Origin of the sequence: Limnohabitans sp. TEGF004 (assembly GCF_027924965.1) — a bacterium.
Taxonomy (GTDB): Bacteria; Pseudomonadota; Gammaproteobacteria; order Burkholderiales; family Burkholderiaceae_C; genus Limnohabitans.
In genome coordinates this window covers 2,267,652-2,289,383 of record NZ_AP027056.1, presented here as the reverse complement: position 1 = coordinate 2,289,383, position 21,732 = coordinate 2,267,652, and the positions used below count along the sequence as shown (strand labels likewise).

The following is a 21,732-nucleotide window of genomic DNA, read 5'->3' as shown; positions in this document are numbered from 1 at the left end:
AACCCCTATGGATAAATTACTCGTTCGCGGCGGCCGCACCCTCAATGGCGAAGTGTTGATTTCTGGCGCTAAAAACGCGGCACTGCCCGAGCTGTGCGCAGCCTTGTTGACCGATCAGCCTGTCACGCTGCACAACGTGCCGCAGTTGCAAGACGTGGCCACCATGCTCAAGCTCATCCGCAACATGGGCGTGACGGCCGAGCGTGCAGACGACGGCACAGTCAGCCTAGACGCCGGTGGTTTGAACAACCCCGAAGCCCCCTACGAGCTGGTGAAAACCATGCGTGCTTCCGTGCTCGCACTTGGCCCCTTGTTGGCCCGCTTTGGTCACGCCAAGGTGTCGTTGCCGGGCGGCTGCGCTATTGGCTCGCGCCCTGTGGACCAGCACTTGAAGGGCTTGCAAGCCATGGGTGCAGAGATTGATGTGGACCACGGCTACATGGTCGCCAAATTAGGCGGCGGTCGCACACGCCTCAAAGGCGCACGCATTGCCACCGACATGGTGACAGTCACTGGCACAGAAAACTTCCTCATGGCTGCGGCTTTGGCCGATGGCGAAACCGTGTTGGAAAACGCCGCGCAAGAGCCAGAGATTCCAGACTTGGCCGAAATGCTCATTGCCATGGGCGCGAAGATTGAAGGCCACGGCACAAGCCGCATTCACATCCAAGGTGTGGAGCGTTTGCACGGTTGCACCCACAAAGTGGTGGCTGACCGTATTGAAGCCGGCACGTTTTTGTGCGCCGTGGCAGCGACCGGCGGCGACGTGTTCTTGCGTCACGCCCGTGCCGACCATTTGGACGCGGTCATCGATAAACTGCGTGATGCTGGTGCAACGGTCACTGCCAACGCAGAGGGCATTCGCATTCAAGGCACTGCACCTGCGTATGAACACCTCAAGGCACAAAACTTCCGCACCACCGAATACCCAGGCTTCCCCACCGACATGCAAGCGCAGTTCATGGTGTTGAACGCGATTGCCAAGGGCGCATCAAAGGTGACAGAAACGATTTTTGAAAACCGCTTCATGCACGTCAACGAGTTGGTGCGCTTGGGCGCACACATCCAAATCGACGGCAAAGTGGCCGTGCTTGAAGGCGTCCAAAAGCTCTCGGGTGCAACCGTCATGGCCACCGACTTGCGTGCTTCTGCCTCGCTGGTGATTGCTGGCTTGGTGGCCGACGGTGAAACCTTGGTGGACCGCATCTACCACTTGGACCGTGGCTACGACAAGATGGAAGCCAAGCTGCGCGCCATTGGCGCGGATATCGAAAGAGTGAAATGAACAACATGTTGACGCTGGCGCTCTCCAAGGGTCGCATTTTTGATGAAACCATGCCGCTTCTTAAAGCCGCAGGCATTGAGGTGCTCGAAGATCCAGAAAAATCTCGCAAGCTCATCTTGCCCACCAACCACGCCAATGTGCGCGTGGTGTTGGTGCGTGCGTCTGACGTGCCCACGTATGTGCAATACGGCGGTGCTGATTTGGGCGTGACGGGCCTCGACACATTGATCGAGCATGGCACAGATGGGCTCTATCAACCCCTCGATTTGCAAATCGCCAAATGCCGCATGAGCGTCGCCGTGCGTTCTGATTTCGACTACGCGGCGATGGTCAAGCAAGGCGCGCGTTTGAAAGTGGCGACCAAGTACACCACCATCGCGCGTGACTTCTTCGCCACCAAAGGTGTGCACGTCGACTTGGTCAAGCTCTATGGCTCCATGGAATTGGCCCCGCTCACCGGCTTGGCCGATGCCATCGTTGACTTGGTGTCCACCGGCAACACACTCAAAGCCAACCACTTGGTGGAAGTTGAGCGCATCATGGACATCAGCTCGCGCTTGGTGGTCAACCAAGCAGCACTCAAGATGAAGCAGGCCGACATTCGCCGCATCATTGATGCCTTCTCTGCCGCACTTGCCAAATAAACCTTTCACTACAAACGTACACAAGATGGCCAAACCGCTTCGTCTCTCGACCACCAGCCCCACCTTTGAAGCTGAGTTCAAAGCGCGTCTGCATTGGTCTGCCGACACCGACGCGGCCATCGAGCAACGCGTGGCCGACATCTTGGCCGACGTGCAAAAGCGTGGCGACGCTGCCGTGCTCGAATACACCGAGCGCTTTGACGGTCTGAAGGTCGACAGCATGGCCGCGTTAGAGCTGACGCAAAAAGAACTCAAAGCCGCGTTCGATGGTTTGCCTGCCGAGCAACGCGACGCCTTGCAAGCCGCCGCTGCACGCGTGCGCAGCTATCACGAGGCGCAAAAGAAAGCCAGCGGCGAAAGCTGGACTTACCGCGATGCCGATGGCACGTTGCTGGGTCAAAAAGTCACGCCGCTCGACCGCGTGGGCATCTATGTGCCCGGTGGCAAAGCCGCTTATCCATCTAGCGTGTTGATGAACGCCATTCCTGCGCACGTTGCAGGCGTGCAAGAGATCATCATGGTTGTGCCAACGCCCAAGGGCGAGAAGAACCCACTCGTCTTGGCCGCTGCCTATGTGGCCGGCGTGAGCCGTGCATTCACCATCGGTGGCGCACAGGCCGTGGCTGCGTTGGCCTACGGCACAGCCACTGTGCCAGCGGTAGACAAAATTACCGGCCCCGGCAACGCCTACGTAGCCGCTGCCAAGCGCCGCGTGTTTGGCACAGTGGGCATCGACATGATTGCAGGCCCCAGCGAAATTTTGGTGTTGGCCGATGGCTCCACGCCGGCCGATTGGGTGGCCATGGATTTGTTCAGCCAAGCCGAGCACGACGAGTTGGCGCAAAGCGTGTTGCTGTGCCAAGACGCTGCGTACATCGACCGTGTGCAAACCGAGATCGAGCGCTTGCTGCCGCAAATGCCGCGCAAAGACATCATCGAAAAGTCCCTCAACGGCCGTGGTGTGCTCATCCACACCCGCAGCATGGAAGAGGCGTGCGCCATCAGCAACCGCATTGCGCCCGAGCACTTGGAGGTGTCGAGCAACGAGCCACACAAGTGGGAGCCGCTGCTCAAGCACGCGGGTGCGATCTTCTTGGGCGCGTTCACCAGCGAAAGCTTGGGCGACTACTGCGCGGGCCCCAACCACGTGTTGCCCACCAGCGGCACGGCGCGTTTCAGCTCGCCCTTGGGCGTGTACGACTTCCAAAAGCGCAGCAGCTTGATCGAGGTGAGCGAGCAGGGCGCACAAACACTGGGCAAGATTGCCGCAGTGTTGGCCTATGGTGAAGGCTTGCAAGCCCACGCCATGGCGGCTGAGTTCCGTTTGAAGAAAGACTGATCAGATATGACGAATCAAACGGACAAGGCCCTGCGTTTCATTCGCCCCGACGTCCAAGCCATGCACGCCTATGCCGTGCAGCACTCGGTGGGCATGGTCAAGCTCGACGCGATGGAAAACCCATTCACCCTCTCGCCCGAATTGCAGGCCCAGCTGGGCGCGCGTTTGGGTGCGGTGGAAGTCAACCGTTATCCTGGCGCACGCATCGACGACTTGAAGAATGCGTTGGCGACGTATGTCGATTTGCCTGCAGGCTTAGGGCTCATGTTGGGCAACGGCTCTGACGAACTCATTTCTTTGTTGTCGATGGCCTGCGCTGTGCCGAATGCAAAAGTGGTGGCCCCAGAGCCCGGCTTTGTGATGTACGGCATGAGCGCGCAGTTGCAAGGTTTGCAATACATCGGCGTGCCCTTGAAGCCCGACTTTGAGCTGGACGAAGCCGCCATGTCTGACGCCATCACGCAGCACGAGCCCGCCATCGTTTACATCGCCTACCCCAACAACCCCACCGCCAATTTGTGGGACGCCGACACCATTCGCCGCCTCATCACACAGGTCAGCGCCTATGGTGGCTTGGTGGTGATGGACGAGGCGTATCAGCCTTTCTCCAGCAAAAGCTGGCTCGACGAAATTCGCCAACACCCAGCGACCAACGCCAATGTGCTGCTGATGCGCACCTTGTCTAAGTTCGGTTTGGCTGGCATTCGCTTGGGCTACATGATTGCCCCGCAGGCGCTCATCAACGAGGTCGACAAGCTGCGCCCACCGTACAACGTGAGCGTGCTCAACGCCGAATGCGCTTTGTTTGCACTGGAGCACACCGATGTGTTCGCCCAGCAAGCCGCCGTCATTCGTACCGAGCGTGAAGCCTTGTTCAAAGCCTTGCAGCATATGGCAGGCGTCACGCCCTATGCCAGCGAAGCCAACATGATGGTGTTGCGTTTCAATGGTGAAGCTGATGCCGCCAACCGCGCTTTTGAGGTGCTCAAGGCCCACAAAGTGCTGGTCAAGAACGTTTCTAAAATGCACCCATTGCTTGCCAACTGCTTGCGCTTGACCATCGGCACGCCCGAGGAAAACAAACAACTCTTGGCTGCCCTGCAAGCCGCTCTCTCTTCATCGAAAGTCACCGCATGACCGCTCAATCAGCAGTTCGCATCGCCGAAGTCAGCCGCAACACGGCCGAGACCCAAATCACCGTCAAGATCAACCTCGACGGCACGGGCCAATCCAAGCTCTCTACCGGCATTGGTTTCTTTGACCACATGCTCGACCAAATCGCGCGTCATGGTTTGATTGACCTCGACATTCAAGCCAAGGGTGACCTGCACATCGACGGCCACCACACCGTGGAAGACGTGGGCATCACCTTGGGCCAAGCGTTTGCCAAAGCCGTTGGCGACAAAAAAGGCATTCGCCGTTATGGACACGCCTATGTGCCGCTCGACGAAGCGCTCAGCCGCGTGGTGGTGGATTTCTCTGGCCGCCCAGGTCTGGTCATGCACGTGCCATTCAAGAGCGGCATGATTGGCGAGTTCGACAGCCAATTGGCGTTTGAATTCTTCCAAGGCTTTGTGAACCACGCCTTCGTGACCCTGCACATCGACAACCTGCGCGGCGAGAACGCGCATCACCAAGCTGAGACCGTGTTCAAAGCGTTTGCCCGCGCCTTGCGTGCTGCTTTGGAATTGGACCCACGCTCCGCCGGCATGATTCCCTCGACAAAGGGTTCACTTTGAGCAACAAAGTCGCAGTCGTTGATTACGGCATGGGCAACCTGCGCTCTGTGGCGCAGGCTGTGATGCATGCCGCTTCAGTGGTGGATCATGCGGAAGTCATCGTCACGTCTGACCCCCAAGTGGTGCGCGACGCGCACCGCGTGGTCTTGCCCGGCCAAGGCGCTATGCCTGACTGCATGCGCGAGTTGCGCGAGTCGGGCTTGCTTGAGGCCGTGTTGGACGCCGCCGATAAAAAGCCTTTGTTTGGCGTGTGCGTGGGCATGCAAATGATGCTCGACCACAGCGCCGAGGGTGACACACCCGGCTTAGGTTTGATCCCTGGCGAGGTGGTGAAGTTTGATTTGGCAGGCCGCACCCAAGCCGATGGCAGTCGCTTCAAAGTGCCGCAAATGGGCTGGAACCAAGTGTTGCAAGCTCAGCCGCATGTCCTGTGGCAAGGCATACCGGATGCCAGCTACTTTTACTTTGTGCACAGCTTTTACGCGCGCCCCACCAATTCAGCGCACAGCGCAGCACAAACCGACTACGGCAGCCTTTTTACATGTGCCGTGGCCCGCGACAATCTTTTTGCGACACAATTTCACCCAGAAAAAAGTGCGGCACATGGCTTGGCCTTGTTCCGCAATTTTCTGCACTGGAACCCTTGAACCTTTAAGCCATCATGCATTTAATTCCTGCCATTGACCTCAAAGACGGACACTGCGTGCGCCTCAAACAAGGCGACATGGAGCAATCCACCACCTTCGGTGAAGACCCCGCGCAAATGGCGCTCAACTGGGTGGCCAAAGGCGCCCGTCGCCTGCACTTGGTCGACTTGAACGGCGCTTTCGCCGGCACACCCCAAAACAAAGCGGCCATCAAAGCCATTTTGAAAGCCGTGGGTCACGACATTCCTGTGCAATTGGGTGGCGGCATTCGCGACCTCGACACGATTGAAAAATACATCGACGCTGGCTTGCGCTACGTCATCATCGGCACAGCCGCCGTGAAGAACCCCGGCTTCTTGCGCGATGCGTGCAGCGCCTTTGGCGGCCACATCATCGTTGGCCTCGATGCCAAAGACGGCAAAGTGGCTACCGACGGTTGGAGCAAGCTCACAGGCCACGACGTGGCTGACCTCGGCAAGAAGTTTGAAGACTACGGCGTCGAGTCCATCATCTACACCGACATCGGCCGCGATGGCATGCTGACCGGCATCAACATCGACGCCACCGTCAAGTTGGCACAAGCCGTTTCTATCCCAATCATCGCCTCAGGCGGTTTGTCCAACATGGCCGACATCGAACAGTTGTGCGCCGTAGAAGGCGAGGGCGTGGAAGGCGTGATCTGCGGTCGCGCCATTTACAGCGGCGATTTGGACTTTGAAAAAGCCCAAGCCCGCGCTGACGAACTCAATGGCTAATGCCACAGCCGCCGGTAGCGCGGCGTTTGTGGATTCTTACCAAGGTCAAGACTGCCAGCGCTTGACCTTGCCTTGCGGCGACACCGTGCTGGTGGCACTGCAAGGCGCGCATGTGTTGTCGTGGGTCAGCCAAGGTCGCGAGCGTTTGTTTTTAAGCACCGATAACCTGTGGGATGGCAAATCCGCCATCCGTGGCGGCGTGCCGGTCTGCTTCCCCCAGTTCAACCAACGCGGCACATTGCCCAAGCACGGCTTTGCACGCAACATGAACTGGACTTCGGGCCAGGCAGTGGCCAGCGGCGACGCTGCCCACATCGACTTCACCCTCAGCACCAACCCCGACACACTTGCCATTTGGCAACAAGCCTTTTTGGTCGAGCTGCGCGTGGCGATGGCCCCAGGCCAGCTGACCATCACACTGACCGTCAACAACACCGAAGCGCAAAATGAATTGCACTTCACCGGCGCACTGCACACTTACTTTGCGGTGGACGATATTGACCTGACCGAGCTGCGTGGCCTAGGCGGCCGCCCCGAGTGGGACGCCGTGGCCGACGTGCATGGCCTAGCCGACGAGGCGCTGTACTTTGATGGCGAGTTTGACCGCGTGTACTCATGGGGTGAAAGCGCATCGTCAAACCCACTGCACCTGCAAGACGGCACAAGCACCCTGCAAATTGAACAAAGCCCCTCATGGGCCAACTCGGTGGTGTGGAACCCGGGCGAAGGCAAATGCGCCGCACTGGCCGACATGCCCGCCCACGGCTTTGCGCGCATGGTGTGCGTGGAAGCCGCGCAGGTGTTTGACCCCATCTCGATTCCTGCTGGTGGCCAATGGGTTGGCTGGCAGCGTTTGACCGTTTCTTGAAGAACTCTTTGGACCTCTATGCTTGCTAAGCGCATCATTCCTTGCCTCGACGTGACCGGCGGTCGCGTCGTCAAAGGCGTCAACTTTGTCGAGCTGCGCGATGCAGGCGACCCTGTTGAAATCGCGGCACGCTACAACGACCAAGGTGCAGACGAGCTCACCTTCTTGGACATCACCGCCACCAGTGACGCACGCGATGTGATTCTTCACATCATCGAAGCCGTGGCCAGCCAAGTGTTCATCCCCCTCACCGTGGGCGGTGGTGTGCGCACCGTCGACGACGTGCGCCGCATGCTCAACGCAGGCGCTGACAAAGTGAGCTTTAACTCAGCCGCCATTGCCAACCCGCAAGTCATTCGCGACGCCTCGGCCAAATACGGTGCGCAGTGCATCGTGGTGGCCATCGACGCCAAACGCCGCACCGCAGAAGACGAACAACGCGCGGGCGCAAACGGCTTGCCCGTCGGCCCCGGCTGGGATGTGTTCAGCCACGGTGGCCGCAAAAACGTGGGGCTGGATGCCGTGGCGTGGGCCAAACAAATGGCCGACTACGGCGCAGGCGAAATCTTGCTCACCAGCATGGACCGCGACGGCACAAAAAGCGGCTTTGACTTATCACTCACCCGAGCTGTGTCCGACATCGTGCCCGTGCCCGTCATTGCTTCAGGCGGCGTGGGCAACCTAGACCACTTGGCCGACGGCGTGCAACAAGGCGGCGCTGACGCTGTGCTGGCTGCGAGCATCTTCCACTACGGCGAATACACCGTGCAGCAGGCGAAAGAGCGGATGCGGGAGCGCGGCATTCCCGTGCGTTTGTAAACCAGCGAGACGACCATGAGTAACAACTGGCTAGACGCCATCAAATGGGACGACAAGGGGCTAGTACCCGTGATCGCCCAAGAAAAAGACAGCGGCGACGTGCTGATGTTTGCGTGGATGAACCGCGAGGCGCTGCAAAAAACGGCTGAGCTCAAGCGTGCGGTGTATTTCAGCCGCTCACGCAACAAGCTGTGGTTCAAGGGCGAAGAGTCGGGTCATGTGCAAACGGTGCATGACATTCGCATCGACTGCGACAACGACGTGGTGTTGCTCAAGGTGACGCAAGAAGGGCACGAGCCCGGCATTGCCTGCCATACTGGGCGGCACAGCTGCTTCTACCAGCGCCTTGAAGGTGAAGCGTGGCACGCTTGCGAGCCTGTGTTGAAAGACCCCGAATCTATTTACAAGTGAACACCATGAGTTCAAACGATACCCTGCAACGTCTGGCCGACGTGATTGAAAGCCGCAAGCCCGCCAACGGTGGCGACCCCGAGAAGAGCTACGTCTCGCGCTTGCTGCACAAAGGCCCAGACGCCTTTTTGAAGAAGATTGGCGAAGAAGCCACCGAGACCGTGATGGCCGCCAAAGATGTGGACCACGGCGGTGACGCCTCTAAGCTGGTGTACGAAGTGGCCGATCTGTGGTTCCACAGCATGATTGCTTTGGCGCACTATGGCTTGAAGCCCTCTGATGTCGTTGAAGAGCTGGCGCGCCGCGAAGGCCTGAGCGGCTTGGAAGAAAAAGCGTTGCGCAAAGCGCAAGCGCGCGAAGCCGCAGGCGAGTGAGGGCAGCATGACAGACGACAACTGCATTTTTTGCAAAATCATCGCGGGCAAGATCCCCTCACGCAAGGTGTACGAGGACGACGAAATTTTCGCGTTCCACGACATCAACCCTTGGGCCCCAGTTCACTTTTTGATCATCCCCAAGCAGCACATTCTCTCGGTGGCGCACGCCACGCCTGAGCACGAGGGCTTGTTGGGTCGCATGATGTTGCTGGCCCCTAAGCTGGCTTTTCAAGAGGGCGCAAGACCTTACCCAGAAGGGGGCTTTCGCATCGTGACCAATACTGGGGCTGAGGGTGGCCAAGAAGTCCACCACATGCACTGGCATGTCATGGGTGGTCCACGCCCTTGGCTGCGCGGCTGATTAGAATTGACTTAAATAATTTAGGAGTTCCACATGGGTTCGTTTTCTATTTGGCATTGGCTGATCGTCTTGTTGATCGTCATCATGGTGTTCGGCACCAAGAAGCTGCGCAACCTCGGCGGCGATTTGGGCGGTGCGGTCAAAGGCTTCAAAGACGGCATGAAAGATGGCAGCGCACCTGCCGACGACAAAGCAGCTGCACCTGCTGCCGCTGTGTCTGCTGACAAAAACACCATTGACGTTGAAGTCAAAAACAAGTCTTAATTGCTGATGATCGCTCGCCTTGTTTGATCTTGATTTCTCCAAAATTGCGGTAGTCAGTGCGGTGGCCTTGGTGGTCATCGGGCCAGAAAAGTTGCCGGGCGTTGCCCGCACCATTGGCACGATGATTGGCAAAGCCAAACGCTATGTCTCGGATGTGAAAGCCGAGGTCAATCGCACGATGGAGCTCGACGAGCTCAAGAAGATGAAAGAGACGATGGAGTCTGCCGCCCGCGATGTGGAGCAATCGGTGCACACCGCCAGCAGCGACTTTGAAAAAGACTGGGCCGAGACCACGGCTGGTTTGTCGTCTGACCATTACGAGCCGCTGGCCCCACCGCCACCGACTTATGAAAATCCAGGCAAAAAATGGCGTCTCAAGCGCGGCTCAACGCCGCATTGGTACAAAGCCCGTCAAGGTGTGCGCACCAAGGCGCAATCTGGCGCTGCCCGTGTGGCGCGTTTTCGCCCTGTGAAGCGTTCTGAACATGTCTGATACCCCCTCAAAAGACGAATTGGCTGGCACCGAGCAGCCGTTTGTGCAGCATTTGATCGAGCTGCGTGACCGCTTGGTCAAGGCCACCATTGCCGTGATGGTGGCCGGCGCTGCGCTGGCCATTTACCCCGGCCCTGCTGAGTTGTATGACTTGTTGGCCGCACCCTTGGTGGCGCAGTTGCCTGCAGGCGCAACGCTGATCGCCACGTCTGTGATCTCCCCATTTTTGGTACCGCTCAAGATTTTGCTGATGACAGCGTTCTTGCTGGCGCTGCCTGTGGTGCTGTATCAAATGTGGGCGTTTGTCGCGCCAGGCTTGTACTCGCACGAGAAGAAACTGGTCATGCCTTTGGTGGTGTCTAGTACCGTGCTGTTCATGATTGGTGTGGCGTTTTGCTACTTCTTCGTGTTCGGTCAAGTGTTCAAGTTCATTCAAAGTTTTGCGCCCAAAAGCATCACGGCTGCACCTGACATCGAGGCTTATTTGAGCTTTGTCATCAGCATGTTCATCGCCTTTGGTTTGGCGTTTGAAGTGCCCATCGTGGTGATTGTGTTGGCCCGCATGAATGTGGTGACCATCGAGAAACTCAAAGACTTCCGCTCGTACTTCATTGTGTTGGCCTTCATCATTGCGGCCATCGTGACGCCGCCTGATGTGGTGTCCCAGCTGGCGCTGGCTATTCCCATGTGCATCTTGTACGAGATCGGCATTTGGGCGGCGCAACTCTTCATCAAACACACCCAAGCGCCTGACGCGCAATAAGTAGCGCAAACACACCATGAAACGTCAATGGTTGTTGTTCTCTCAAGTGGTCACCGTGTTGGTGGCCATTTGGTTTGTGGTGATGACCTTAAAGCCGGAGTGGATCCATCAGCGTGCATCAGTCGCCACCAACGGCGTGACGTTGATTGAGGCAGCGCCCAACACATCCGGCGCGCCCATGCCCGGCAGCTATAGCCCCGCCGCCAAACTGGCGTCGCCCGCCGTGGTGAGCATTGCCACCACGCAAGTCAATGCCCCCGCAAACCCCCTGCAAAATGACCCGTGGTTTCGCTTCTTTTACGGCGACCGTGAAGACGAAGCACCGCAGCAAGGCCTAGGCAGCGGCGTCATCGTTAGCCCCGAGGGCTACATCCTCACCAACAACCATGTGATTGAAGGTGCGGCAGAAATTCAAGTCACGCTCAGCGACAGCCGCCGCGCGATTGCGCAAGTCATTGGCGCTGACCCCGATACCGACCTCGCCATTTTGCGCATCGACCTTGAGCGCTTACCCGTCATCACGCTGGGCAACTCAGACACCGCCCAAGTGGGTGACCGAGTGTTGGCCATTGGCAATCCATTTGGCGTGGGCCAAACGGTAACCAGCGGTATCGTGTCCGCCTTGGGCCGCAACCAGCTGGGCATCAACACCTTTGAGAACTTCATCCAAACCGATGCGGCCATTAACCCCGGCAACTCGGGCGGCGCATTGGTGGATGTCAATGGCAACCTGATTGGCATCAACACGGCAATCTTTTCTCGCTCGGGCGGAAGCATGGGTATTGGCTTTGCCATTCCTGTGTCGACCGCACGCCAAGTGCTGGAAGGCATCGTACGCGATGGCCAAGTGGTACGCGGTTGGGTGGGCATTGAGCCGATGGAGCTCACGGCTGAATTGGCCGAGACATTTGGTTTGCCCAAGCAGTCCGAAGGCGTCATCGTCACGGGCGTGTTGCAAAACGGGCCAGCGGCGAATGCCGGTTTGCGCCCCGGCGATTTGCTGCGGAAAGTGGCGGGCCAGCCTGTGAAAAACGTGGGCGAGTTGTTGACGCAGATCGCTTCACTCACACCAGGTAAGCTTGCAAAGCTAGAGGTGATGCGCCGCAACCAAACCCTCACGCTAGACGTGACGCCCGCTCAGCGCCCCAAACCCAAACTTCAAAAGTAAGGCCGCCACGATGAGCCACACCGTCACCCGCCAAGCCTTGCTGAGTGCCTGCACCGAGCTGTTGCAACCCGCACGTTTCAAAGACTACGGGCCTAACGGCTTGCAGGTGGAAGGTGCAGAACACATTCGCCACATCGTGTCTGGCGTGACCGCCAGCCGCGCATTGATTGAAGCCGCGATTGACGCCAAGGCCGACGCCATCTTTGTGCACCACGGTTTATTCTGGCGCGGCCAAGACGGCACGGTGACGGGCTGGATGAAGCAACGCTTGCAGTTGCTGTTGGCGCACAACATCAATTTGCTGGCCTACCACTTGCCGCTGGACGCGCACCCCGAGTTGGGCAACAACGCGCAACTGGGCAAGCGTTTGGGCTTGCAAGTGCAAGGCACGTTTGGTGAGCAAGATTTAGGGCTGTGGGGTACGCGTGCCGATGGCCAAGTGTTTGCGAATGCGCAGGCTTTGGCATCCGTGGCGTCTACTGCCTTGCAACGCGAGCCCGTGGTGGTGCAAACGCTCGCCCGCGAAATTCGCAAAGTAGCGTGGTGCACGGGTGGTGCGCAAAGCTACTTCGAGGCGGCCATTGCGGCAGGTGTGGATGCGTTCATCACTGGCGAAATTTCAGAGCCACAAGCACACTTGGCTCGCGAAACTGGCGTGGCGTTTTTGGCCTGCGGCCATCACGCCACCGAGCGCTATGGTGCACCTGCGGCGGCGGCGTACGTAGCCGCGCAACTGGGCATCACGCACCAGTTCATCGAGATTGATAACCCCGCATGACATTCAAACCCATGGTCATCACGCAGGGCGATGCGGCGGGCATTGGCCCAGAAATCATCGTCAAAGCATTTCGTGATGCGCCCGAGCAGCTGCAAGGCTGCGTGGTGGTGGGCGATTTGGCGGTGATGCAACGCGCGGCATTGCTGGTGGCTCAGTGTGACTATCACGCGCCGCACATGCAGATTCAGCGGGTGCGTGATTTACACGAAGCAGAGCAAGTCAAAGCGCCATTCACCATTCCTGTGTTGCAAGTGACGCAACTTTTGACCACTGAGCAACTTCCCGTATGGGGGCAAATCAGCGCTACGGCTGGCAAGCTTGCTTCCGACTGCGTGGTGTGGGCTGCCAATGCCGCCCTGCGCGGCGAGGTGTCAGCGGTGGTCACTGCGCCTTTGCACAAAGAGGCTTTGTTTGCAGCGGGTGTGCCGTTTCCAGGCCACACCGAAATGCTGCAAGCGTGTGCCGCAGCTCACGCAGGCGTGGAGGTGGACGACATGCCCGTGCGCATGATGTTGGCCAACCCCGAACTTAAAACCGTGTTGGTCAGCATCCATGTGTCGCTGCGCAAAGCCATCGATGCGGTGACGGTGGACAACATTTTGCAAACCCTGCGCATCACTCACGCGGCAGAGTTGGTCGCGACAGGACGTGCACCGCACATGGCAGTGGCCGGCTTGAACCCACATGCGGGCGAGGGGGGCTTGATGGGTTGCGAAGAGCTGGACATCATCATTCCCGCCTTGCAGCAAGCGCGGGCTGAGGGTATGCAAGTGAGCGGGCCGTTCGCGCCAGACACCGTGTTCATGCGCGCACGCGCCAAGAACGGCAAAGCGGGTGAGTTTGATGTGGTGATTGCGATGTACCACGACCAAGGCTTGATTCCCGTGAAGTACCTCGGCGTAGAGCAGGGTGTCAACGTGACGCTGGGTTTGCCCCTTGTGCGTACCAGCCCGGACCACGGCACGGCCTTTGATGTGGCCGGTACAGCCAAGGCCGATGCGTCTAGCTTGTTGTCAGCCGTGGCGATGGCGCGGGCCATGTGCCACCATTAAAGCAGCTTACTTTTTCAGGCTGTCGCGGATATCGCGCAGCAACAGCACTTCTTCTTTGGGGGCGGCTGCTTCAGGCTCTGTGCTGTCTTTAAGCTTGTTGATCTGTTTGATCATCAAGAAAATGATGAACGCCAAAATCACGAAGTTCACAGCCACAGTGATGAAGTTGCCGTAGGCAAACACAGGCACGCCAGCTTTCTTCATGGCATCCAGCGTCATGGCAGTGCCATCAGGTGCTGCACCCAAGACGAGGAAGAAATTAGAAAAATCGAGATGGCCAATGAATGCCGCCACGATGGGCATGATCAGGTCATTGACAGCTGAATCGACTATTTTTCCGAAAGCGGCGCCGATGATCACGCCCACTGCTAAATCGATGACATTGCCTTTGACGGCAAACGCTTTGAACTCTTTCAACATATCGCTCCTTTGTATATAAAAGTATTCGAATTATGACTGGCTTACCCTTGCCTTTCAGTGAAAGCAATTCGTAAAAATAGGCAGTCTTGGCGGTCAGCTACAATGAATGGTTAGCCCAACCAGTGATGATTGTTTGAGGAATTCCATGAGTGACAACCCAGTAGACACCAATAAACGCACGTGGCTGATTGCCTCGACTTGCGCAGGTGCAGTCGGAGGCTTAGCAGTTGCTACGCCGTTCGTCAGCACGTTCCAGCCCTCTGAAAAAGCAAAAGCTGCAGGCGCCGCTGTCGAAGTCGACATCTCTGCACTCAAGCCAGGCGAGAAAATGACGGTTGAATGGCGCGGTAAGCCCGTTTGGATCGTTAAACGTACGCCTGAACAGCTCGAATCTTTGAACAAGACAGAGTCTCAATTGGCTGATCCCAAATCGGAACGCAAGCCAAGTGAGTTCACGCCCGTATACGCACGTAACCAAGCTCGCTCGATTAAGCCAGAAATTTTTGTCGCTGTTGGCATTTGCACCCATTTGGGTTGCTCGCCTTCGGACAAGTTCCAACCCGGCGCACAACCTTCGTTGCCCGATGATTGGAATGGTGGCTTCTTGTGCCCTTGCCACGGTTCAACGTTTGATATTGCTGGTCGCGTGTTCAAAAACAAGCCTGCACCAGACAATCTCGAAGTCCCGCCACACATGTACCTCTCCGACACAAAGTTGTTGATCGGTGAAGACAAGAAAGCCTGATAGGACACACCATGGCTGAATTTAAAGAAATCTCTGCAGACGCCAGCGCTGGCGCTAAATTGTTGAACTGGGTCGATAACCGCTTCCCAGCTTCAAAAATGTACAAAGAGCATCTCTCTGAGTACTACGCTCCCAAGAACTTCAACTTTTTCTACTTTTTCGGCTCATTGGCACTGCTGGTGTTGGTGATCCAAATCGTGACGGGTATCTTCTTGGTCATGCATTACAAGCCAGATGCCGCTTTGGCTTTTGGCTCTGTTGAATACATCATGCGTGATGTGCCATGGGGCTGGTTGATTCGTTACATGCATTCCACGGGTGCTTCTGCGTTCTTCATTGTGGTTTACATGCACATGTACCGCGGCTTGATCTACGGTTCATACCGCAAGCCACGTGAGTTGGTGTGGGTGTTTGGCTGCGCCATTTTCTTGTGCTTGATGGCTGAGGCTTTCATGGGTTACTTGTTGCCTTGGGGACAAATGTCCTATTGGGGCGCACAAGTGATCGTGAACTTGTTTGCTGCTGTGCCTTTCGTGGGCCCCGACTTGGCTTTGCTGATTCGTGGTGACTACGTGGTGGGCGATGCCACCTTGAACCGTTTCTTCAGCTTCCACGTTATCGCTGTGCCACTTGTCCTGTTGGGCTTGGTGGTCGCACACATCATCGCGTTGCACGAAGTGGGCTCTAACAACCCTGACGGTGTAGAAATCAAAGGCCCGAATGCACCGAAAGATGCCAACGGTCATCCACTCGATGGCGTGCCTTTCCACCCTTACTACACCGTGCATGACATCTTGGGCGTGAGCGGCTTCTTGTTGGTGTTCAGCGCTGTGATCTTCTTCGCACCTGAATTCGGTGGTTACTTCCTCGAATACAACAACTTCATTCCTGCAGATCCTTTGAAGACACCGTTGCACATTGCGCCAGTGTGGTACTTCACGCCCTTCTATTCGATGTTACGTGCGATCACCAGCGAAATGATGTACGTCTTGATCGCTTGCGTGTTGGCCGGTGCCTACTTCGGTGCCGCCAAAACCAACTTGCCTAAAGTGATCAAAGCGGGTGTGGTGGGCGCGGCTGTGTTCGTGTCCTTGCTCATGCTCTCCATCGACGCCAAATTCTGGGGCGTGGTTGTGATGGGCGGTGCTGTCGTGATCTTGTTCTTCTTGCCATGGTTGGATAACTGTGCCGTGAAATCGATCCGCTACCGTCCTGATTGGCACAAGTACATGTACGGTGTGTTCGTTGTGAACTTCATCGTGTTGGCTTATTTGGGTGTGCAACCGCCATCCGCCATTGGCGAGCGCGTGTCGCAAGCTGGTACCTTGTTCTATTTCGGCTTCTTTTTGTTGATGCCGATGTGGAGTCAAATGGGTGCCACCAAGCCAGTGCCTGACCGCGTGACTTTCACGCCTCACTGAGATTCACGGAGTACATAACCATGAAAAAAATCATTCTCAGCTTGGCATTGGCCCTCGGTGTGGCGGCTGGCGCGCAAGCGTCTGGCGGCGACACCATCGCATGGGACAAAGCGCCTAACAAAACCAACGATCTGGCTGCTTTGCAAAACGGCGCCAAGATTTTTGTCAACCACTGCTTGAATTGCCACTCGGCAGCCTTCATGCGCTACAACCGATTGAAAGACATCGGTTTGACAGAGCAGCAGATCAAAGACAACTTGTTGTTCACGACTGAAAAAGTCGGCGACACCATGAAGTCAAACATTGATCCTAAGCAGGCCAAAGAGTGGTTTGGCGCGTTGCCACCAGACTTGACCGTGATTGCACGTTCACGTGCTGGCCACGGCGGTACAGGTGCGGATTACCTCTACACCTACATGCGCACGTTCTACCGTGACGAAACCAAAGCCACAGGTTGGAACAACTTGGTGTTCCCTAACGTGGGCATGCCTCATGTGTTGTGGGAATTGCAAGGCGTGCGTCGTCCCATTTATGACACGCATGAAGAGCATGGCCACCAAGTCCAAACCTTCAAGGGTTGGGAACAAGTGACCCCAGGCAAGATGACTGCGTTGGAATACGACCAAGCCATGGGTGACCTCGTGGGTTACTTGCAATGGATGGCCGAGCCAGCTCAAAACACACGCGTTCGCATTGGCGTTTGGGTGTTGTTGTTCTTGGTTGGTTTCATGTTCATCGCATGGCGCTTGAATGCTTCCTTCTGGAAAGACATCAAGTAATTTGCGCAAATTCGGCAACAGGCCTTGTGCCTGTTGTCACCTCACGGAGTGACAGGTTAGCCTGCCACTCTTTTTGATTTTTAGGAGCCGCCCATCATGATGGTGCTTTATTCGGGAACTACGTGTCCCTACTCACATCGCTGCCGTTTTGTCTTGTTCGAAAAAGGCATGGACTTTGAAATTCGCGATGTTGATCTTTACAACAAGCCCGAAGACATCAATGTGATGAACCCATACGGTCAAGTGCCAATCTTGGTTGAGCGCGATTTGATTTTGTATGAATCAAACATCATCAACGAATACATCGACGAACGTTTCCCACATCCACAGCTGATGCCCGGCGACCCTGTCGAACGCGCTCGCGTGCGTTTGTTCTTGTTGAACTTCGAAAAAGAGTTGTTCACGCACGTGACCACCTTGGAGTCTCGCGCAGCCAAAGCCAATGACAAAGCGCTGGAGAAATCACGTGCTCACATCCGTGACCGTTTGACACAGTTGGCCCCCGTCTTCTTGAAGAACAAGTACATGTTGGGTGAAAACTTCTCCATGCTCGACGTGGCCATTGCACCTTTGTTGTGGCGCTTGGATCACTACGGCATTGACTTGTCGAAGAACGCTGCACCGTTGCTCAAGTACGCCGAGCGCATCTTCTCGCGCCCAGCCTACATCGAGGCATTGACGCCTTCTGAAAAGGTCATGCGCAAGTAATTCGTATGTTGAACGCTCCAGACGCAACCTCCACTCGTCCGTATCTGCTGCGTGCTATGCACGAGTGGTGCACGGACAGTGGTTTCACACCTTATGTGGCTGTCTTCGTTGACGAGACAGTGCAGGTGCCCATGGAGTACGTGAAGAACGGCGAGATTGTGTTGAACGTGGGCTATGACGCCACGGCGGGCATGACACTGGGCAATGAGTTCATCGAATTCAAAGCCCGCTTTGGTGGCGTGCCGCGTGAACTCATCATCCCAATCAACCGTGTGATGGCGATTTATGCGCGCGAGAACGGGCAAGGCATGTCTTTCCCCATGAGTGCAGCCTCTGCTGAAGTCGTGCCCGTACAAAAGAAATCAGCGCCTGCTCGTCCAGTGTTGAGTGCTGTTGAAACATTGCACACAGAAAGTGGTTCAGATGATGAGTCGCCTACGCCGACAACACCTTCGGGTCGTCCAGCACTCACGCGCGTGAAATAACGCGTCAAAGTTAGGTTAGAATTCTGCCTGCGCCGCTTTAGCTCAGTTGGTAGAGCACCCGCCTTGTAAGCGGTAGGTCGTCAGTTCGATTCCGACAAGCGGCACCAAAATAAAACCCGTTACGCCCTAGGCGTAGCGGGTTTTTCTTTGCCGTATCACTTTGCGATTTAACTAGGTGATTTGACTTTGACGCGAATGCTGTTCACATTCCAGCCCTTGGTCCGCAAATGGGCGCACAAAGCAGGCAATGTTTGGCGTAGTTTAGCGGCTGCGGCGCTATTGGGCACCAGCAAGCACCAAGCATCGTCATCCACGCCGCCCGATTGCACCAATGGCCGTAGCGAGGCGGGCAGCAGTGGGGCAATGGCTTTGAGTCTGTTTTGGGTGTCTCGTGCAACAGCTGAAAAATGGGCCAAAGACGGCGCAGAGTTCACCACTTGCTCTAACGTTTGAGATTTGCCACGTGAAAACACCTTGGCTTTGGGGGGCGTGCTGTAACCCAGCGCACGATATGCAGCAAGAGTGTCAGGATGAGGCGTAGAACGGGTGGCCATAGGGCAATTATGAGGCTGCAGACGGTTAAAATTCGCAGCTTCTAACAAGCCTTTCAAAAGGATTTAGCGACCCTTGTTTTCATGTGAAGACAAGACCCTCGCAGTGCGCGCATGGCTCTATCTTTCCTGACTCATATTTTCGGTAGCCGCAATGAGCGTCTACTCAAGCAATACCGTAAAACCGTCGCGCAAATTAATGCGTTAGAGCCTTTGTTGGAGAAGCTCAGCGACGAGGCGTTGCGTGCCAAAACCGATGAATTCAAATCACGCGTATCTAATGGTGAAAACTTAGATGCCCTGTTGCCCGAAGCTTACGCTGTAGTGCGTGAGGCATCGAAGCGAGTCATGAAAATGCGCCACTTCGATGTACAGATGCTGGGCGGTATTTCTTTGCACCATGGCAAGATTTCTGAAATGCGCACCGGTGAAGGTAAAACCCTCACTGCTACATTGCCGGTGTACCTCAATGCCCTCACTGGTAACGGTGTGCATGTGGTGACGGTGAACGATTACTTGGCCAGCCGCGATGCGAAGTGGATGGCCCGCTTGTACAACTGGCTCGGTTTGTCTGTGGGCATCAACTTGCCCAATATGCCCCGCGCTGAAAAACAAGCCGCCTACCGTGCCGACATCACCTACGGCACAAACAACGAATACGGCTTTGACTACTTGCGTGACAACATGGTCTACGAAGCGGCAGACCGTGTGCAACGCAAACTCAACTACGCCATCGTGGACGAGGTGGACTCCATCTTGATTGATGAGGCACGCACGCCACTCATCATCAGTGGTCAAGCCGAAGACCACACCGCACAGTACTTGGCTATCAACCGCATCGTGCCATCGTTGAAGCGCCAAATTGGTGAAGAAGATCCACGCACAGGCGAAGGCATCATCGAAGCCGGTGATTTCACGGTTGACGAAAAGTCGCACCAAGTGTTCATGACCGAGCAGGGCCATGAGAACGCAGAACGCATCCTCGCAGCCAATGGTTTGTTGCCCGAAGGCGCGTCCTTGTACGATCCTGCCAACATCAGTTTGATGCATCACCTGTACGCAGCCCTGCGTGCCAACCACCTGTATCACCGCGACCAGCACTATGTGGTGCAAAACGGTGAGATCACCATCGTGGACGAGTTCACTGGTCGTTTGATGTCAGGTCGTCGTTGGAGTGATGGCTTGCACCAAGCGGTGGAAGCCAAAGAAGGTGTGGAGATTCAAGCTGAGAACCAAACACTCGCTTCCATCACGTTCCAAAACTATTTCCGCTTGTACAACAAGCTCGGTGGCATGACCGGTACGGCCGATACCGAAGCCTACGAGTTCCAAGAGATTTACGGTTTGGAAACCGTGGTGATTCCACCCAACCGCATCAGCAAACGCGAAGATCAGTTGGACCGTGTCTACAAAACGACCGCAGAAAAATATGTCGCTGCGATTGACGATATTCGCGAATGCTACGAGCGCGGTCAGCCCGTGTTGGTGGGCACCACCTCGATTGAAAACTCAGAACTGATTGCAGAGATGTTGGACAAGGCCAAGTTGCCTCACCAAGTGCTCAACGCCAAACAGCACGCCAGCGAAGCCACCATCATTGCGCAAGCAGGTCGCGCCAAGATGATCACAATTGCCACGAACATGGCGGGTCGTGGCACCGACATTGTGTTGGGCGGTAACGTTGAGAAGGACATTGCGGAAGTAGAGGCCAATGAGTCATTGGATGCTGCTGAGAAGCAAAAGCAAATCGACGCCTTGCGCGTGCAGTGGACCAAAGACCACGACTACGTGAAGTCACTCGGTGGTTTGCGCATCATCGCGACCGAGCGTCACGAGTCGCGCCGCATTGACAACCAATTGCGTGGCCGTTCAGGCCGTCAAGGTGACCCAGGCTCTTCGCGTTTTTACTTGAGCTTGGATGACTCGCTCATGCGCATCTTTGCCGGTGAACGTGTCAAAGCCATCATGGATCGTTTGAAGATGCCTGAAGGCGAAGCCATTGAAGCGGGCATCGTCACACGCAGCATCGAGAGTGCGCAGCGCAAAGTCGAAGCGCGCAACTTTGACATCCGTAAGCAATTGCTGGAGTACGACGATGTGTCCAACGACCAACGTCGCGTGATTTACCAACAGCGCAATGACATCTTGGATGCGACTGATTTGACGGCTCAAATCGCCAACTTGCGCGAAGGTAGCTTCACAGACTTGGTGCGTCAATACGTACCAGAAGAATCTGTAGAAGAGCAGTGGGATATTGCTGGTTTGGAGCGTGCTCTGTTGAACGAGTGGCTCATTGAATTGCCATTGCAAGACACAGTGCAAAAAGCCTCTGCCATCACGGATGAAGAAATTCTTGAGCAAGTGGTTGAAGCGGCGCATGCAGCCTTCCAGATCAAGCTTGACCGCGTGGGTGTTGAGCAATTCACCCCGTTCATGCGCGTGGTCTTGCTGCAAAACATCGACAGCCATTGGCGCGAACATTTGGCGGCCTTGGATTATTTGCGCCAGGGCATTCACTTGCGCGGCTATGCGCAGAAGCAACCCAAGCAAGAGTACAAGCGTGAAGCGTTTGAGTTGTTTGGTCAGTTGCTCGATTTGGTTAAGAACGAAGTGACCCGCGTGTTGATGACGGTCAAGATTGAATCGAATGAGCAAATCGAACAAGCTGCGACTGAATTGGAAGACCGTGCAGAGAATTTACACAACGTCACCTACACCGCGCCCGATGAATCAGGCCAAGCGGTGACCACCGCCGATGAAGCCACCGTTGCGGCGCAAATGCCGCCTGTCGGCCGCAACGATCCCTGCCCATGTGGCAGCGGTAAGAAATACAAGCAATGCCACGGTAAGTTGGCTTAAA

26 protein-coding genes and 1 tRNA gene are annotated in these 21,732 nt (G+C 56.2%); 25 read left to right on the top strand and 2 right to left on the bottom strand.

Annotation, left to right across the window (positions count from 1 at the left end; genetic code table 11):
• Positions 1 to 7 precede the first annotated feature (7 nt).
• Genes murA through pdxA form a run of 18 tightly spaced genes read left to right on the top strand, consistent with a single transcriptional unit; the run spans position 8 to position 13,763 of the window.
• Positions 8 to 1,285, top strand: a complete 1,278-nt coding sequence (murA, locus tag LINBF2_RS11265) for a UDP-N-acetylglucosamine 1-carboxyvinyltransferase (RefSeq protein ID WP_281888954.1) — start codon at positions 8 to 10, stop codon at positions 1,283 to 1,285.
• Between the two features lie 5 nt (positions 1,286 to 1,290).
• Positions 1,291 to 1,929, top strand: coding sequence for an ATP phosphoribosyltransferase (hisG, locus tag LINBF2_RS11260; RefSeq protein WP_104797166.1), 639 nt, complete (start codon positions 1,291 to 1,293; stop codon positions 1,927 to 1,929).
• 25 nt (positions 1,930 to 1,954) lie between these two features.
• Complete coding sequence (gene hisD / locus LINBF2_RS11255) at positions 1,955 to 3,268, top strand: histidinol dehydrogenase (protein WP_281888952.1); 1,314 nt, start codon at positions 1,955 to 1,957, stop codon at positions 3,266 to 3,268.
• 6 nt (positions 3,269 to 3,274) lie between these two features.
• Positions 3,275 to 4,405 (top strand): histidinol-phosphate transaminase, encoded by a 1,131-nt coding sequence (hisC, locus tag LINBF2_RS11250; protein WP_281888950.1) that lies wholly within the window; start codon positions 3,275 to 3,277, stop codon positions 4,403 to 4,405.
• Entirely contained in the window at positions 4,402 to 5,007 is a 606-nt protein-coding gene (hisB, locus tag LINBF2_RS11245; RefSeq protein ID WP_104797007.1) for an imidazoleglycerol-phosphate dehydratase HisB, read from the top strand. Before hisC ends, hisB begins: the two co-directional genes overlap by 4 nt.
• Positions 5,004 to 5,654, top strand: a complete 651-nt coding sequence (hisH, locus tag LINBF2_RS11240; RefSeq protein ID WP_281888947.1) for an imidazole glycerol phosphate synthase subunit HisH — start codon at positions 5,004 to 5,006, stop codon at positions 5,652 to 5,654. Before hisB ends, hisH begins: the two co-directional genes overlap by 4 nt.
• Positions 5,655 to 5,668: 14 nt before the next feature.
• Positions 5,669 to 6,409, top strand: a complete 741-nt coding sequence (gene hisA / locus LINBF2_RS11235; protein WP_281888945.1) for a 1-(5-phosphoribosyl)-5-[(5-phosphoribosylamino)methylideneamino]imidazole-4-carboxamide isomerase — start codon at positions 5,669 to 5,671, stop codon at positions 6,407 to 6,409.
• Positions 6,402 to 7,277, top strand: coding sequence for a D-hexose-6-phosphate mutarotase (locus tag LINBF2_RS11230; protein WP_281888943.1), 876 nt, complete (start codon positions 6,402 to 6,404; stop codon positions 7,275 to 7,277). The genes hisA and LINBF2_RS11230 overlap by 8 nt, the downstream gene beginning before the upstream one ends.
• 18 nt (positions 7,278 to 7,295) lie before the next feature.
• Entirely contained in the window at positions 7,296 to 8,096 is an 801-nt protein-coding gene (gene hisF, locus LINBF2_RS11225) for an imidazole glycerol phosphate synthase subunit HisF (RefSeq protein WP_104797003.1), read from the top strand.
• A gap of 15 nt (positions 8,097 to 8,111) precedes the next feature.
• Entirely contained in the window at positions 8,112 to 8,507 is a 396-nt protein-coding gene (hisI, locus tag LINBF2_RS11220) for a phosphoribosyl-AMP cyclohydrolase (RefSeq protein WP_281888941.1), read from the top strand.
• Between the two features lie 5 nt (positions 8,508 to 8,512).
• On the top strand, positions 8,513 to 8,881 hold the full coding sequence (locus LINBF2_RS11215; RefSeq protein WP_281888939.1) for a phosphoribosyl-ATP diphosphatase: 369 nt from the start codon (positions 8,513 to 8,515) through the stop codon (positions 8,879 to 8,881).
• A gap of 7 nt (positions 8,882 to 8,888) precedes the next feature.
• Positions 8,889 to 9,245: a histidine triad nucleotide-binding protein gene (locus LINBF2_RS11210; protein WP_281888937.1), complete on the top strand. Its 357-nt coding sequence runs from the start codon at positions 8,889 to 8,891 to the stop codon at positions 9,243 to 9,245.
• A 33-nt stretch (positions 9,246 to 9,278) separates the two neighbouring features.
• Positions 9,279 to 9,509 (top strand): Sec-independent protein translocase subunit TatA, encoded by a 231-nt coding sequence (gene tatA / locus LINBF2_RS11205; protein WP_104797001.1) that lies wholly within the window; start codon positions 9,279 to 9,281, stop codon positions 9,507 to 9,509.
• Positions 9,510 to 9,528: 19 nt separating this feature from the next.
• On the top strand, positions 9,529 to 10,002 hold the full coding sequence (tatB, locus tag LINBF2_RS11200; RefSeq protein ID WP_104797000.1) for a Sec-independent protein translocase protein TatB: 474 nt from the start codon (positions 9,529 to 9,531) through the stop codon (positions 10,000 to 10,002).
• On the top strand, positions 9,995 to 10,765 hold the full coding sequence (gene tatC, locus LINBF2_RS11195) for a twin-arginine translocase subunit TatC (RefSeq protein WP_281888934.1): 771 nt from the start codon (positions 9,995 to 9,997) through the stop codon (positions 10,763 to 10,765). Before tatB ends, tatC begins: the two co-directional genes overlap by 8 nt.
• Positions 10,766 to 10,781: 16 nt before the next feature.
• Entirely contained in the window at positions 10,782 to 11,933 is a 1,152-nt protein-coding gene (locus tag LINBF2_RS11190; protein ID WP_281888932.1) for a trypsin-like peptidase domain-containing protein, read from the top strand.
• Between the two features lie 10 nt (positions 11,934 to 11,943).
• Positions 11,944 to 12,711 carry a Nif3-like dinuclear metal center hexameric protein gene (locus tag LINBF2_RS11185; RefSeq protein WP_281888930.1) on the top strand — a complete coding sequence of 256 codons (768 nt, stop codon included), beginning with the start codon at positions 11,944 to 11,946 and terminating at the stop codon, positions 12,709 to 12,711.
• Positions 12,708 to 13,763, top strand: coding sequence for a 4-hydroxythreonine-4-phosphate dehydrogenase PdxA (pdxA, locus tag LINBF2_RS11180; RefSeq protein WP_281888928.1), 1,056 nt, complete (start codon positions 12,708 to 12,710; stop codon positions 13,761 to 13,763). The genes LINBF2_RS11185 and pdxA overlap by 4 nt, the downstream gene beginning before the upstream one ends.
• Positions 13,764 to 13,769: 6 nt before the next feature.
• On the opposite strand, the gene mscL is transcribed toward pdxA, so the two are convergent.
• On the bottom strand, positions 13,770 to 14,183 hold the full coding sequence (gene mscL / locus LINBF2_RS11175; RefSeq protein ID WP_281888926.1) for a large conductance mechanosensitive channel protein MscL: 414 nt from the start codon (positions 14,181 to 14,183) through the stop codon (positions 13,770 to 13,772).
• A gap of 145 nt (positions 14,184 to 14,328) precedes the next feature.
• Here mscL and petA point away from each other — a divergent pair, with 145 nt between their 5' ends.
• From petA to LINBF2_RS11145, 6 genes are all read left to right on the top strand, one after another.
• Positions 14,329 to 14,928, top strand: coding sequence for a ubiquinol-cytochrome c reductase iron-sulfur subunit (petA, locus tag LINBF2_RS11170; RefSeq protein ID WP_281888924.1), 600 nt, complete (start codon positions 14,329 to 14,331; stop codon positions 14,926 to 14,928).
• 11 nt (positions 14,929 to 14,939) lie between these two features.
• A complete protein-coding gene (locus LINBF2_RS11165) occupies positions 14,940 to 16,349 on the top strand; it encodes a cytochrome bc complex cytochrome b subunit (protein WP_104796994.1) in 1,410 nt (469 codons plus the stop codon).
• A 20-nt stretch (positions 16,350 to 16,369) separates the two neighbouring features.
• Positions 16,370 to 17,128, top strand: a complete 759-nt coding sequence (locus LINBF2_RS11160; RefSeq protein ID WP_104796993.1) for a cytochrome c1 — start codon at positions 16,370 to 16,372, stop codon at positions 17,126 to 17,128.
• 96 nt (positions 17,129 to 17,224) lie between these two features.
• Positions 17,225 to 17,836, top strand: coding sequence for a glutathione S-transferase N-terminal domain-containing protein (locus LINBF2_RS11155; RefSeq protein WP_104796992.1), 612 nt, complete (start codon positions 17,225 to 17,227; stop codon positions 17,834 to 17,836).
• Positions 17,837 to 17,844: 8 nt separating this feature from the next.
• Complete coding sequence (locus tag LINBF2_RS11150) at positions 17,845 to 18,321, top strand: ClpXP protease specificity-enhancing factor (RefSeq protein WP_281891331.1); 477 nt, start codon at positions 17,845 to 17,847, stop codon at positions 18,319 to 18,321.
• Between the two features lie 31 nt (positions 18,322 to 18,352).
• Positions 18,353 to 18,428, top strand: a tRNA-Thr gene (locus LINBF2_RS11145).
• Positions 18,429 to 18,488: 60 nt separating this feature from the next.
• On the opposite strand, the gene LINBF2_RS11140 is transcribed toward LINBF2_RS11145, so the two are convergent.
• Positions 18,489 to 18,875, bottom strand: a complete 387-nt coding sequence (locus LINBF2_RS11140) for a hypothetical protein (protein ID WP_315262216.1) — start codon at positions 18,873 to 18,875, stop codon at positions 18,489 to 18,491.
• A 111-nt stretch (positions 18,876 to 18,986) separates the two neighbouring features.
• Here LINBF2_RS11140 and secA point away from each other — a divergent pair, with 111 nt between their 5' ends.
• Positions 18,987 to 21,731 (top strand): preprotein translocase subunit SecA, encoded by a 2,745-nt coding sequence (secA, locus tag LINBF2_RS11135; protein ID WP_281888920.1) that lies wholly within the window; start codon positions 18,987 to 18,989, stop codon positions 21,729 to 21,731.
• Position 21,732 lies beyond the last annotated feature (1 nt).